This window comes from Pseudomonas sp. UTLPPB19802 (genome assembly GCF_059730225.1).
In genome coordinates this window covers 253,478-266,700 of record NZ_AP048545.1, presented here as the reverse complement: position 1 = coordinate 266,700, position 13,223 = coordinate 253,478, and the positions used below count along the sequence as shown (strand labels likewise).

Genomic DNA, 13,223 nt, shown 5'->3' with positions numbered 1-13,223 from the left:
CGGAACTATCCTACAGCTAAAAAACTGAATGTTCGTAAAATGCAAATCCGAATTCTTACTTCTGAAGCGCTGCTGGTGAAGTGCTGGTAGTGGGTGCTCGGATTTATCTTGCTATTTAAATGGATATCAACTGATGGGGCTTTCTCAGGGAGAGGTGTGTCCATGTCAGAGATGTTTTGATTATTCGATTTACATGGATGCAAGTATTTCAATAATTGATGCCGGGATTGGAAACTATGATGAAAAAACGTTCGGGTTCGATCGTCGCGGGCGTATCTGCGCTGGCCATGATGACTGCCCTGGTTGCTTCACGACAGGCTGCGGCCCATGGTTATCTGAGTAGCCCACCGTCGCGGGCCTATGCCTGCCAGCTGGGCTTGAGCAAGGACTGTGGTGGGGCGCAGTACGAGCCGCAAAGCGTGGGCGAAACCTTCAAGGGCTTTCCCGCGGGTAGTGGTGGCGGCCCCCAGCAGGGGCCCACCGATGGCAGGATCGCCAGCGGCGGTTCGGCCAATTTCTCCGCGATGGATGCCCAGAGCGCAACGCGCTGGCACCTGACCGAAATCAAGGATCGCGATATCGAATTCACTTGGCACTACACTGCGGCCCACCCAGCGACCAAGCATGAGTACTTCATTACCCGCTCCGGCTGGAACCCCAACCAGCCGCTGACCCGCGCCTCTTTCGACAACACGCCGTTCTGTGCGGTCGATGGGCAGAACCAGTTGCCGGTCTCCGGCACCAAGCATGCCTGCACGATTCCATCGGACAAGACCGGTCAACATGTCATCCTCGCGGTCTGGACCGTCGGCGATACCGCGGCGGCCTTCTACAACGTCGCGGACGTGAACATCCTCGCCGAAGCCGCCACGCCGGACGGCTGGCATACGGTTGGCAGCATCACCCCGTCGGCCACGGCCCTGCTGGTGGGTGACAAGGTCAAGGCACGAGCCTTTGGTGCCGAGGGCGAGATGCTCGAGCGTACGGTGGAGATCTCCATCGATACGGCGCAGGAGGGTCGGCCGGAGAACTGGTCGTTCAAGTTGGCCGAGCAGATCAACCGGACCCAGGAGCAGGTGCGCGCTGGCGTTCGTGACGAAGAAGGCCGTATCAACCCGATCAAGGGCGCGAACAAGGTGTTCGCCAGGGCCGAAAGTGGCGTCAAGCGCTACGAGTTGCAAATGGAACTGCAGGAAGATGCCGCCGCTGAGCTGCGTATCTCGACGATGGGCAATGACCTCGCGTTGGACAAGGGGCGTCTCGCCTTGCCGGTGCCGATCCTCGGCAACCGGCCGATGAACGTCGAAGTCACGGTGTTCGATGCCGCCAACAAGGCCGTGGGTTCCACCTCGCAACCGGTCGAGGCCGGTTCCGCCAGGTTGAGCGTGGACCTGCGCAGTGCGCCCGGCACCCATCAGGTCAAGCTGGTGGGCGTGACCGCCGACGGTCGTACCACCCGCCAGGACCTGGTGTCCATCGAGCTGGCGGGTGAGGGGGGCGGCCAGGAATATGACCATGTCTATCCGCAGGGAATTGCCGACTACCAGCCGGGGACCAGGGTTCTCCAGGGTGACGATGTCTATGAGTGCAAGCCGTTTCCGGAGGGCGCCTGGTGCAAGATCAACAGTCATCACTATGCGCCGGGGCATGGGTCTAACTGGCAGGATGCCTGGATAATCAGGTAATACCAACTAACGGGGCTTGGGGCGATGACTGGATACATTGCTTCGGGTCCTGGCTGATATTTCGATATGTTAAATACTTTCTTATATGGAAAGTTTAGTTGCCGTGCGCGATGTTTTTTATTTTTCGGACTGTCTTTTATTTTAATTGGCTGGTGTTTGTATGTTGCGCTGTTCAAGGTTTTTCTTGTCCATGAAAAGTGCCTCGGATTACTCAATGAGTTTGCCGAAGCGTTATTCATTGCCTTTGCCGTTGTGCGAACGTTCCTCGGTACATGAACCATGGGACCGTTCGAGGCTCGGGTATCCGTACGGGTGAAACGTTCCGTGGGGATCGGATTGTATGCACTGTCGTGCGCACTGCCACTGGCCTATACGGCCTGGTTGGCCTGGAGCGAGTGGGTATTTCGTCGGGACCTGCCGGCGATGCCCGTTGCCATCGTGCTGACCGCTGCACCTGCGCTGGCACCGCTCAACCATGGGGCGGTAGCCACGGTACTCGGCCTGCAGCCCCGTGATGCCCTGGCACGCAGCAGTGAGTTATTGCAGTTGCGCGCCAGCTTTGTCGCCAGTTCGGGCGGCTCCCGGGCATTGCTGGCAGGGGCTGCGGGCCAGCGGGTCTATCGGGTGGGCGACAGCTTGCCCGGTGGCAGTGTATTGCGTCGGGTCGAAGCCGGGCGCGTGGTGCTCTGGCGCAACGGTCGCGAGGAATTGCTGGCGCTTGAGCCGCCGTCCCGACCGTCATTGTCGGCGTCGGGTCGTGCAGTCCCTGCCAGCGTGCCTTCCTCTTCCTATTTGCGGCCAGTGGCGCCAGACGCCAGGGTGAATCCATGAAGCTGTCCGCGATGCTCATCGCCTGGCGCCCGCTCGCCTGCGGCCTGTTGTTGTCGATGTCGCCGCTGGTTGCGTGGGCCGAGGCGCCGCGTTGGCAGTTGGCGATGAACGATGCCGAGCTGCGTGATGTGGTCCGGGAGATGTCGTCGATACTCGACACCACGGTGGTGCTCGATCCTCGCGTCCAGGGACGTATCACGGTGCTCTCGGAGCAGGAGCTGGACCGTGAAGGGGTGCGGCGGCTGTTCTACTCGGTGCTCGACGCCCACAACTTCACGGTGATCGACGAGGGCGATCGCATCCTCATCACGCCCGCGACGGATGCCCGTACCCGCGCCAGCGATGCCGATGACAGCAGTGCCCGTATCGGCCAGTTCGTCACCCAGGTGGTGGCGCTGAACAACAGCGTGGCCGGCGACCTCGCTTCCCTGGTGCGCCCGCTCGTATCGGCCAATGGCTACGTCGGGCCTTCGGCCTCGGCCAATGCCCTGGTGGTCACGGACAGTGCTGGCAATGTCCGGCGTATCGCCCGGATCATCCGCGAGCTGGACGCCGGCTACCGGAACGGTCATGACGTGCTGCCGCTGAAGCACGGCCTGGCCGCCGAGCTGGCCCGGGTGCTGGAACAGTCCCTGGGCAAGCAGGGCGCCGAGTCGGGGAGCCAGGTGATCGCCGACACGCGCAGCAACCGCCTGTTGCTGATCGGGCCCCAGGCGGTGCGCAAGCGCCTCGGAGAACTGGCGCGCTCACTGGATACACCGGCCCCGGCGGGCGCGGACAATGCACGAGTGATCCGCCTGCGCTACAGCGATGCCAAGCAACTGGCCGAGGTACTCGATGCCATGGGCCAGGGCGCGGCACAGGAGGTCGCGGGCTCTGCCAGCCGCGACAGCAACAAGGCCAAGGCGGTGGTCAAGGCCGATGAGAACCAGAACGCCCTGGTGCTGATCGCCGAGCCGAGCCAGTTGCGCACCCTGGAAGGTATCGTGCGCCAGCTCGACCAGCCGCGTTCGCAGGTGCTGATCCATGCGGCGATCGTCGAGATCTCCGGTGATATCCAGGACGCTCTCGGCGTGCAGTGGGGCAGCCAGTCCGGCGCGCTGCAGGGGGGGATCACCTTTGCCGATGCCCGTATCACCCTGCCTGTCTTCAGCAAGCCCGAGACCAGGTTGCCCGATGGCGCCGTACTGCGCGTGGGCAACGACCGGTTCGGCCTGCTGGTGTCCGCGCTGGCGCGCAATGTGCGCAACAACGTGCTGTCGACGCCCAGCCTGCTGACCCTGGACAACCAGGAAGCGGAAATCCTGGTAGGGCAGAACGTGCCTTTCAAGAGCGGTTCCTACCAGACCTCCAGCAACGGCAACGACAATCCCTACACCACGGTCAGCCGGGAAGACATCGGCATCAAGCTGAAGATCCGTCCGCACATCAACGAAGGTTCGACCCTGCGCCTGCGGGTCGAGCAGGAAAACTCCGAACTGGCCTCCAGCACCCTGGTGACCGATGACTTCATCACCAACAAGCGCGCGCTCAAGAGCACCATCCTGGTCGATGACGGCGAAATCATCGTCATCGGCGGCCTGATCAAGGACAACATCCGCAGCCAGGAAAGCGGCGTGCCCCTGCTGCGCAATATTCCCTACCTGGGGGCGCTGTTCCGCTGGAACAGCGAGACGCGCGAGAAGACCAACCTGATGGTGTTCCTGCGGCCGACTATCGTGCGCGGTCGCGAGGATCTGGTCGAGGCCAGCACGGCAGGCTACAACCGGCTACGCGAGCTCAGCCAGCCGTCGGCTCGCCAGGGCAATTCGCTGTTGCTGCCAAGCGATCCGCAGCGCCTGCTCGATGGTCACGATGATGATGCCGACGTGGTCGATCTGCGCCGGCAGCAGGCCACTCCGTGAAGCGCCAACTGCCGTTCGGTTTCGCTCGGCGCTTTGGCGTGCTGCTGGAGTGGCAGGGCGATGAGGCCAGGCTGCTGGTCCGCGCGGACACGCCGCTGACTGCACTCGCCGAAGCCAGGCGTCATCTCGGTCGCGACTGGCCCCTGTGTCCGCTCGATGTGGCCGACTTCGCCGCTCGCCTGGCGACCTGCTACAGCGATGGCCAGAGCGCCGCCGAGCAGGTCGCCCAGGGATTGGATGACGAACTCGATTTGATGAGCCTGGCCGACCGCCTGCCGCCCACCGCCGACCTGCTGGAGCAGGAGGGCGATGCGCCGATTATTCGCTTGATCAACGCGCTGCTCAGCGAAGCGGTACGGGAAAAGGCCTCGGACGTGCATCTGGAGACCTTCGAACACAGCGTCTCGGTGCGCCTGCGGGTGGACGGCCAGTTGCGTGAAGTGCTGCAGCCACGGCGAGAACTGGCGACGCTGCTGGTCTCGCGGATCAAGGTCATGGCACGGCTCGACATCGCCGAGAAACGCCTGCCCCAGGATGGTCGGATGGCCTTGCGGCTGGCCGGGCATGAGGTGGACGTGCGGGTCTCGACCCTGCCGTCGGCCCATGGCGAGCGAGTGGTGCTGCGGTTGCTCGACAAGCAGGCCGGGCGCCTGGAGCTGGAGCGGCTGGGCATGCCGGCCGGGACGCTGGAGCGCTTTTGGCGGATTCTCGGCAAGCCCCATGGCATCCTCCTGGTCACCGGGCCGACCGGCTCGGGCAAGACCACCAGCCTCTACGCGGCCCTCAACCATCTCAACGACCGCACACGCAACATCCTCACGGTCGAGGACCCGATCGAGTATCACCTGCCCGGTATCGGCCAGACGCCGGTCAATCCCAAGGTCGAGATGACCTTTGCCCGAGGCCTGCGGGCGATCCTGCGCCAGGACCCGGATGTGGTGATGGTCGGCGAGATCCGTGACCGGGAAACCGCGGCCATCGCCGTGCAGGCCTCGCTCACCGGACACCTGGTGCTCTCGACCTTGCACACCAACAGCGCGGCGGGGGCGGTCACGCGCCTGCTGGACATGGGCGTCGACGGCTACCTGCTCGCGTCCTCGCTGGTCGGCGTGCTGGCCCAGCGCCTGGTCCGCACCCTGTGCGTCGAGTGCAAGGCTCCGCTGGTCGTCGACGCCGCAGCCCGTCAGCGACTCGGGCTGGCGCCGCAGGCCACGGCGAATCTGTTCCGGGCCGTCGGCTGTCCGCGCTGCCAGCAGGGCTATCGCGGTCGCACCGGTATCTACGAGTTGATCGACATCAGCCCGGCGCTCGCGCAACTGATCCATGACGGGGTTGGCGAACCGGAGTTGGCCCGCCAGGCCCGCAGTGCGTGGCCCAGTCTGTTTCAGGACGGGCAGCGGCTGGTGCTGGAGGGACGCACCAGCCTCGATGAACTGCTGCGTGTCACCCAGGAGGACTGAAGATGCCGACCTTCGACTATCACGCCGAGGACGCCCTGGGCCGTCGCTGCCGCGGTCAGCAGCAGGCCGAAAGTGCTCGCCATGCCCGGCAATTGTTGCGTGAGCGTGGGTTGTTGCCGACTGCGCTGAAGGTGGTCGGGGAGCGTCCCGGTCTGTTCGCCTGGCGTCGTTCTGGCGGCGGGCTGGGCGCGGGGACACTGGCGATGCTGACACTGCAACTGTCGACCCTGGTCCAGGCCGGGTTGCCGCTGGAAGAAGCCCTGCGGGCACTGGTGGCGCAGCACCACGGACGGCGGACCGCCAGCCTGCTGGCGGCAGTCCGCGATCGGGTCCTGGAGGGCTACGCGTTGTCCTCGGCATTGGCGGGTTTTCCGCGAGCCTTTCCCGAGCTGTTTTGCGCCAGCATCGCCGCCGGCGAGCGTTCCGGCCACCTGGGCCAGGTACTGGAACAACTGGCGCATTACACCGAGGCTCGCCAGCAGGCTCGACAGAAAATCCAGCTGGCGCTGGTATACCCGCTGGTCCTGTTGCTGGCGTCGTTGGGGATCGTCGGTTTCCTGCTGGGCTACGTGGTGCCGGACGTGGTGAGGATCTTCATCGACAGCGGCCAGGAACTGCCGCTGCTGACCTGCGGGCTGATCGGCCTCAGTGACGGCCTGCGCGAATACGGCGGCTGGCTGGCATTCACATTGGCGGGTTTGGGCCTGCTGCTGCGCGAGGGTTGGCGGCGTCCGGCAATGCGCCTGCGTTGGCACGTCTGCCTGTTGCGTACGCCGCTGCTGGGCGGGGTGCTCAGGGCCATCGAGGCGGCACGGTTTGCCAGCACCCTGGCGATTCTCGGCAAGAGTGCCGTGCCCCTGGTGGATGCCCTGGAGATCTGCGCGACGGTGATCGGCAACCTGGCGATCCGCGCCCGCATGCTCGAGGTGGCGCGTGCGGTCCGTGAGGGCGGCAGCCTGAGCCGGGCCCTGGAGCAGAGCGGCGACATACCGCCGCTGATGTTGCACATGATCGCCAGCGGCGAGCGTGCGGGGGAGCTGGACAGCATGCTCGCGCGCGCCGCCGAGCAGCAGGAAAAAAACCTCGCGGCCCGCATCGCGCTGGTCGTCAGTCTGTTCGAGCCGGCCATGCTGGTGGCGATGGGCGGCATCGTGCTGCTGATCGTCATGGCGATTCTGTTGCCGATCCTCGGCCTCAACCAAACGGTGAATTGATCCATGAACACATCCGCAACTTTTCGGCAGAGCGGCTTCACCCTGATCGAGATCATGGTCGTGGTAGTGATCATCGGGGTCCTTGGCGCGCTTGTGGTGCCTCAGTTCATGGGGCGTACCGACCAGGCCAAGGTCACGGCGGTACGCACCGACCTCCAGGCCATCGGCACGGCCCTGGAAATGTACCGCCTCGACAATTTCCATTATCCCTCGACGCAGCAGGGGCTCGAAGCCCTGGTGAGCCAACCGCTGGGTTCGCCACCCGCGAAGAACTGGAACCCCCAGGGCTACTTGAAGCGCCTGCCGGTCGATCCCTGGGGTACGCCTTACCAGTATCTCCATCCGGGCATCCGGACCAAGGGTTATGACCTGTATTCCTTCGGTGCCGATGGCCTGTCCGGCGGCGAGGAACTGGCCGCCGATATCGGCAATTGGGAGCCCTGACCGATGTGCGGACGTTCGCTTGGCTTCACCCTGCTGGAACTGCTGGTGGCGATGGTAATTATCGGTTTGCTGGCCGGGCTGATCGGTCTCTCCATGCAACCGAGCCAGGCGCGCCAAGCCCGCCAGGAAGCCAGAGGGCTGGTGCAGTTGCTGCAGCACTTGCGCGAACAGGCGGTGCTCGATGGCCAGGAGTTCGGCCTGCGTATCGATGCGGAGGGCTACCAGGTGGTGGTCTTCGAGCGTCCCGACTGGCGCGCAGCCGGAGCCTCCTATCGCTTGCCCGATGGCCTGTACTTTCGCCTGGAACTCGAAGGACGGCCGCTGAAACTGGGCAACCGGCCGAACCAGCCGCAATTGCTGGTGCTGAGCAGCGATGAAATGAGCGCCTTCACCCTGCATTACGAAACCGCGCAGCGGCGTTGGCTGAGTGTTTCGGGAGACGGTCTTGGCGACCCGGCCATCGATGAAAGCTGAAGGCGGCTTCACCTTGCTGGAGGTCATGGTGGCCCTGGCGGTATTCGCCCTGCTGGCTGCAGCGGTGTTGTCGGCGAGCGACCATGTCCTGCGCCAGGGCGGCAGCCTGCAGCAACGGCTGTTCGCGGCCTGGCTGGCGGATAACCAGTTGAACGAGTTGCGTCTGCAAGCCGCGCCTGCTCCAGGCCGGCAGGAGCTGCAGCGGCAGTTCGACCAACGCACCTGGCGCCTGAGCCAGAATCTGTCACCTGCCGCCGACGGGCGCCTGCTGGAGGTGGAACTGCAGGTTCGCCTCGGTGACGACCCGCAGGTGCTGCATCACCTTACCGGCTGGCTACCGGTTGCCCAGGGCGGGCCGGGCAATGACTAGGCAGGACGGTTTCACCCTGCTGGAGCTGGTGATCGCCCTGGCGCTTTTCAGTCTGCTGAGCCTGGGCTGCTGGCGGCTCTACGACGGCCTGCTGCGGGTACAGGAGCAGGTCCGCAGCCATGAGCTGGCCTTGCGCAACCTGCAACGGGCGGTGGCCGTGATCGAGCGGGACATCATGCAAGTGGCCGTGTCGACAGAGCGCCCGACGCTACTGCTGCGCCAGGGTGAGATGAGCCTGCATCGGGGCAACTGGCGCAATCCACTGGACCAACCGCGCAGCGAGCGTCTGGAGGTCAGCTATCGCCTGGAGGAGCGCAGCCTGTTGCGCTACAGCCGTAGCCCGGAATTGGCAACTCTCCAGCGGCAGGTGCTGCTGGGTGACGTGCACGCGTTGCGCTGGCGCTTTTATGATCAGCGCGCTGGCTGGCGCGATGTGTTGTCGGCGGGTGCCGGTTTGCCGCAGGCGGTCGAGCTGAGCCTGTCCGTCGGGCGTTTCGAGGGGATTCGCCGGGTCATCCTGTTGCCGGAGGGTCGATGATGGTCTTCCGGCAACGAGGTGTGGCGCTGGTCACCGTCTTGCTGGTCATGGCGCTGGCGCTGCTGCTGACCGGTAGTCTGCTGCGCAGTCACCGGCTGACCTTGCAGGGCAGCGCCCAGCACATCCACCAGGTGCAATTGCGCCAATGGGCGATCGCTGCGGAAGGTTGGGCCGGGCAGTTGCTGCAAAGAACGGGGCCGACGCACGGGCAGACCACCAACCTGGCCCAGGATTGGGCACGGCGGCCGCTGCCGTTGAGGTTGCCGGGCGTCGAGTTGCAGCTGGACATCGAGGACCTTGCCGCACGTTTCAACCTGACGCCCTTGCTGATTCCGGGCAAGGCCGATGAGGTCATCCAGGGCCGCTGGAGGCGCCTGCTGGAACGGCTGGAAATCGCCGCCATCGACCTTGCGCCGTTGCGTGGCACCGAGGTCCGCGACCTGAGCCAGTTGCGCCTGCTGCCGGGTATGGACGAGTCGAGCCTGCGACGCCTGCAGCCCTGGGTCGTCCTGTTGCCGGCCGAAGCCCGGCTGAACATCAACACCACCCGTGCGCTGCTGTTGTCGACCCTCGATGGCCTCAGTGACAGCGATGCGCGAATGCTGGTCGAGCAACGTCCGGTCGAGGGGTACCCGGACGCGGGTGCCTTCGCCCTGGCTGCCGGCCTGCAGGGCCGTGGTGTTTCCGCTCATGGGCTGGGCGCCGACAGCCGCTGGTTCCGGGTAACCACCGAGGTGGCTGCCGGACCTGTCCGCCTGCGTCTGGTCAGCGACCTTGAGCGCGACCCGAAAACCCATCGCCTGCGTGTAGTGCAGCGCCGTTTCCTGGCTCCGGCCCAGAGTGAGTCGCCCCTATGACCCCGTGGCTTTACCTTTACCCGGCCGGCCTCGATGCGTCGGACGAGCATTGGCCGGTCGCCTGCTGGCAAGGCGATGAAGAGATGGCCGAAATGACCCTGGCCGAGGCTGCCAGCCAACTGGCCGGACAGCCTGTGCACGTGATGTTGCCGATGGAGGCATGCAGTTGGTTGCGCAGTGACCCATGGCCGGGGCGTAGACGCCCGAGCATCCAGGCGCTGGCTTACTCCGTGGAGGAACAATTGGCCGATGACCTGGATGACCTGCATCTGGTGGCGGGCGATCCCGATCCGAGCCGGCGTTATCCGTTGCTGGTGGTCGACAAGGCTGGTTTCGCCCGCCTCCTTGGGCTGCTGCGTGAGCTGGGCGTACGGCCTGCCAGTGTGCGGGTCGATGCCGACCTGCTGCCTCGCGATCTGGCTTATGGCGTCTGGTGGGGCGGGCGATGGCTGTTGGGGGGAGCCCTTGAGGCGCGCTTGGCTGGCCCTGACGCGCTGTTGCAGAGTGTGCTTGCGCAATTGCCGGATGAGCTTTGCCGGCTCGACCAACAGCAATTGCCCCAGGTGCGCAGGTTGCTGATGGCGGGGCAAGGTACCGACCTGCTCCAGGGCGCGTTTCGCCAAGCCACCGGGCGGATGCCCGGGTGGCCGTTGCTGGCTGCGTTGCTGGCGGTGTTCGTGCTGTCCTGGGGCTTCAGTCTGGCTCGCAGCCAATACCTCGAAGAACGGGCCGCGCAGTTGTACGAGCAGAGTGTCCGGCATTTCCAGGCGCTCTATCCGGAGCAGACCCGGATTGTCGATTTGTCCGCCCAGCTCAAGGCCGTCGCTGCCGATGATGGACCAGAGTCCCGGCAGATGGCGCGGCTGGTTCGCCTGGTCGAGCAGGTGATCGGTGGCAGCGGTGTCGAGGTCCAGCGTATCGACTACCAGGCCGGGGTTGGTTGGACGCTGGCGCTGACGTCCAGTGATTTCAGCGAGCTTGCGCAGTTGCGCGAGCGCGGCCGGCAGAACGACCTGCCGGTGCGGCTCGGCACGGCGAGCAAGGAGCGCAATCGCGTGCGCGCCACGTTGACCCTGGAGGAGCAGGGCGGATGATCAGGCGCCGGATGGTCGTTGCACCACTGTTGAGCGAGCGCTGGCGAAATCTTGCCCGGCGAGAGCGCCAGTGGCTGGTCGGGTTGGGATTGTTCCTGCTGGCGGTACTGTTGTTCAAAGGGCTTTGGCAGCCGGTGCAGCAACGTCAGGAGCAGGCTCAACGCCTGCACCAGCAGCGTTGGGCCCAGGCCAGCGAAGTACGCAAGGCCCGACCGGTGGCTGAGCGCAGTGCCGCGGTGCAACCCTTGTCGACCCGCCTGGAGGAAAGCGCCCGGACAGCCGGTTTGGAGTTGCAGCAACTGGACCAGGACGGGCAGGCGCTACGGCTGACGATTTCGGGCGAAGCCCTGGCCCTGCTCGGCTGGCTGGAGCGGATCGAGCAGGGCGGGGCGCAGTTGCAGAGCCTGGGCCTGGAGAAGCGCGACGCGTTGTTGCAGGCCCGGGTGGTGTGGCTGGCAGACTAGACGGCAAGCAGTTGTTCGGCGTACCGCGCGATGACGTGGCTGAACGGGAATTGGCGGGCGTCCTCGACCGAGCGGAAGTGAGCAATGGTTTTGCGCAGATCTTCTTCGGACGCTTCGATCAGGAAGTCGTTATCGAAGAAACCTAGCAGTTGCTCTTCGCGCCGGTTGTTGAGGTAAGCGATATCCAGAGCCAATTCCTCGATCATTTTGCGTGCGGCCGAATCGTTGTGGGTGGTTACCTCAATTTCTCCATTGAGCAAATAGCGAAAATGCTGTTCGCAGTCCTCGTCGAGAGGGGACACATGAAGTGCCTCATCGAACCAGTTGCCCTTGCGATGGCCGCAGTGCAGCGGGTTGCCTGGTTTGGTTTCTCGCAGGCAGGAGGCGTGCAGGTTGTCGTAGTCGAGTGCCAGGTGTTCGAAGCGTTCCTGTGGGCGGAAGTGTTCGATGTGACTGTCATTCAGGTCTATTCCGCGACCGCAATAGCAACAGGCATAGTGTTGTTCTTGCAGCAGACTGTTGTGCAGGTCGCGCTTCTGCGGATTCTGGAGGGTATCGTAGGTGGGTTGCCAATCCGGGTTTGTGTCGGCTTTCCAAGCGGTGAATGATGCAGGCTCAGTTCCCTTGATCACTTGCTTCATTTGCCCAGCACCTCCTTGCGCTTGAGCAGGGCTTCAACCCTGGCGAATTCGGGAAGGTCCGGCGCCTCTGCTTTCAGGCTGGAAAGACGCGCCTTGGCTTCCTCCAAGTTGTTGCTTTCCAGGGCCGAGAATAGCTCGCTCAACAGGCTCTCCACTTTGGGCTCCCGCTGCGGGGCGCCCATCACTTCTTCGAGCACACGGCTGGAATCAAGGCCGTAGGAGGCTCTCGGATGGGAGCTGTCGCCATTGTCTAGCACGATGATTTCTTCCGGGCGCAGGCTGCCGATGATCTGTGGCGAGTGGCTGGCGGCGATGAACTGGACCTTGGGGAAAGCCGACTTCAGGGCATGGACGATGGTGCGTTGCCAGGCCGGGTGAAGATGGATATCCAACTCGTCGATGATGACCACACCCGAGGTGTTTCTCAGCACATCCTTACCCATGTGCGGGTTGAGGATGCACATGCGACGGGCGATGTCTGCGATCAGGGCGATCAGGCCGCGCTGACCGTCGCTGAGGTCGTTGAAAGGGATGGTTTTTCCTTCGTCAACATCAACCAACAGCTGCTGCAGTCTTAGGTCATAACGCAAGTTTCCGGCTTGGGGGAGTGCTACTCGAATGGCGTCGTTTATTATCGAGAGCTCGTCATCGAGAGATTTAACTGCCGTTTTTGCGTCAAGAAGGTATTGCAGGCGCAGTAGAGTTCTACCGATTAGCCAACCCTCGAAATCTTTTAGATCTACGACCGCATCCGCCCAGTTCAGATAGCCGGTCAGACGGAAAACTCTGTACTGCGCTGCAAACTCTGCAGTAACTCCGACCCCCTTCCAACGACGATTTGCACGATAGTAGGCAAGTACAGGAGCATCATTCGCAGCAAGCACTGTTAGGTTACTTGAGCTGGGTAAGCTGGTGTCATTCAAGCCGTTGATCTGGACATGCCATTCGGACAACCCGAAAGCTTCACCCTCGGCGGTGATTTTTGTTGGGAAGCAATGTTCGGAAGTGATACGGCCATTCACGTTCTTGATCACGAAACGAATGTCTTGCTCAGGGACTGATTGGCCAAGGCTGGAAAACTCTTCTCCAAGACCTGCGAAGCACCTGGCCACCGCATTCAGCAACGAAGTCTTCCCACTCCCATTGACCCCCACCACCAGGTTGAACCCTGGCTGGAAATCAAAATGAGCATCTTCGTAGCAACGAAAATTCTGAATATGCAGATGGTCCAGGCGCATGCCGGCTTC

The 13,223-nt window shown here is 63.5% G+C and carries 14 protein-coding genes; 12 read left to right on the top strand and 2 right to left on the bottom strand.

Annotation, left to right across the window (positions count from 1 at the left end):
* Nucleotides 1-239: 239 nt before the first annotated feature.
* The 12 genes from gbpA (at nt 240) to gspM (ending at nt 11,335) form a co-directional block, all read left to right on the top strand.
* Nucleotides 240-1,685, top strand: coding sequence for an N-acetylglucosamine-binding protein GbpA (gene gbpA / locus AC6I6U_RS01175; protein ID WP_497880271.1), 1,446 nt, complete (start codon nt 240-242; stop codon nt 1,683-1,685).
* Nucleotides 1,686-1,997: 312 nt separating this feature from the next.
* On the top strand, nt 1,998-2,516 hold the full coding sequence (locus tag AC6I6U_RS01170) for a type II secretion system protein N (RefSeq protein WP_497880270.1): 519 nt from the start codon (nt 1,998-2,000) through the stop codon (nt 2,514-2,516).
* Nucleotides 2,513-4,420 (top strand): type II secretion system secretin GspD, encoded by a 1,908-nt coding sequence (gene gspD, locus AC6I6U_RS01165; RefSeq protein WP_497880269.1) that lies wholly within the window; start codon nt 2,513-2,515, stop codon nt 4,418-4,420. Before AC6I6U_RS01170 ends, gspD begins: the two co-directional genes overlap by 4 nt.
* Nucleotides 4,417-5,880 carry a type II secretion system ATPase GspE gene (gspE, locus tag AC6I6U_RS01160; RefSeq protein WP_497880268.1) on the top strand — a complete coding sequence of 488 codons (1,464 nt, stop codon included), beginning with the start codon at nt 4,417-4,419 and terminating at the stop codon, nt 5,878-5,880. The genes gspD and gspE overlap by 4 nt, the downstream gene beginning before the upstream one ends.
* 2 nt (nt 5,881-5,882) lie before the next feature.
* Nucleotides 5,883-7,094, top strand: a complete 1,212-nt coding sequence (gene gspF / locus AC6I6U_RS01155) for a type II secretion system inner membrane protein GspF (RefSeq protein WP_497880267.1) — start codon at nt 5,883-5,885, stop codon at nt 7,092-7,094.
* A gap of 3 nt (nt 7,095-7,097) precedes the next feature.
* Nucleotides 7,098-7,538: a type II secretion system major pseudopilin GspG gene (gene gspG, locus AC6I6U_RS01150; protein WP_497880266.1), complete on the top strand. Its 441-nt coding sequence runs from the start codon at nt 7,098-7,100 to the stop codon at nt 7,536-7,538.
* Between the two features lie 3 nt (nt 7,539-7,541).
* Nucleotides 7,542-8,012 carry a type II secretion system minor pseudopilin GspH gene (gene gspH, locus AC6I6U_RS01145; RefSeq protein WP_497880265.1) on the top strand — a complete coding sequence of 157 codons (471 nt, stop codon included), beginning with the start codon at nt 7,542-7,544 and terminating at the stop codon, nt 8,010-8,012.
* Nucleotides 8,002-8,382 carry a type II secretion system minor pseudopilin GspI gene (gene gspI, locus AC6I6U_RS01140; protein ID WP_497880264.1) on the top strand — a complete coding sequence of 127 codons (381 nt, stop codon included), beginning with the start codon at nt 8,002-8,004 and terminating at the stop codon, nt 8,380-8,382. The genes gspH and gspI overlap by 11 nt, the downstream gene beginning before the upstream one ends.
* A complete protein-coding gene (gspJ, locus tag AC6I6U_RS01135) occupies nt 8,375-8,920 on the top strand; it encodes a type II secretion system minor pseudopilin GspJ (RefSeq protein WP_497880263.1) in 546 nt (181 codons plus the stop codon). The genes gspI and gspJ overlap by 8 nt, the downstream gene beginning before the upstream one ends.
* The gene (locus AC6I6U_RS01130; protein WP_497882960.1) at nt 8,920-9,777 is read left to right on the top strand and encodes a type II secretion system protein GspK; all 858 of its coding nucleotides are present in this window, start codon (nt 8,920-8,922) and stop codon (nt 9,775-9,777) included. The genes gspJ and AC6I6U_RS01130 overlap by 1 nt, the downstream gene beginning before the upstream one ends.
* Entirely contained in the window at nt 9,774-10,871 is a 1,098-nt protein-coding gene (gspL, locus tag AC6I6U_RS01125; RefSeq protein ID WP_497880262.1) for a type II secretion system protein GspL, read from the top strand. Before AC6I6U_RS01130 ends, gspL begins: the two co-directional genes overlap by 4 nt.
* On the top strand, nt 10,868-11,335 hold the full coding sequence (gene gspM, locus AC6I6U_RS01120; protein ID WP_497880261.1) for a type II secretion system protein GspM: 468 nt from the start codon (nt 10,868-10,870) through the stop codon (nt 11,333-11,335). The genes gspL and gspM overlap by 4 nt, the downstream gene beginning before the upstream one ends.
* On the opposite strand, the gene AC6I6U_RS01115 is transcribed toward gspM, so the two are convergent.
* Together AC6I6U_RS01115 and AC6I6U_RS01110 are read right to left on the bottom strand one after the other, a co-directional pair.
* Nucleotides 11,332-11,976, bottom strand: coding sequence for a retron system putative HNH endonuclease (locus tag AC6I6U_RS01115; RefSeq protein WP_497880260.1), 645 nt, complete (start codon nt 11,974-11,976; stop codon nt 11,332-11,334). The two genes, gspM and AC6I6U_RS01115, sit on opposite strands and share 4 nt — an antisense overlap.
* Nucleotides 11,973-13,214 carry an AAA family ATPase gene (locus AC6I6U_RS01110; protein WP_497880259.1) on the bottom strand — a complete coding sequence of 414 codons (1,242 nt, stop codon included), beginning with the start codon at nt 13,212-13,214 and terminating at the stop codon, nt 11,973-11,975. The genes AC6I6U_RS01115 and AC6I6U_RS01110 overlap by 4 nt, the downstream gene beginning before the upstream one ends.
* Between the last annotated feature and the right edge of the window lie 9 nt (nt 13,215-13,223).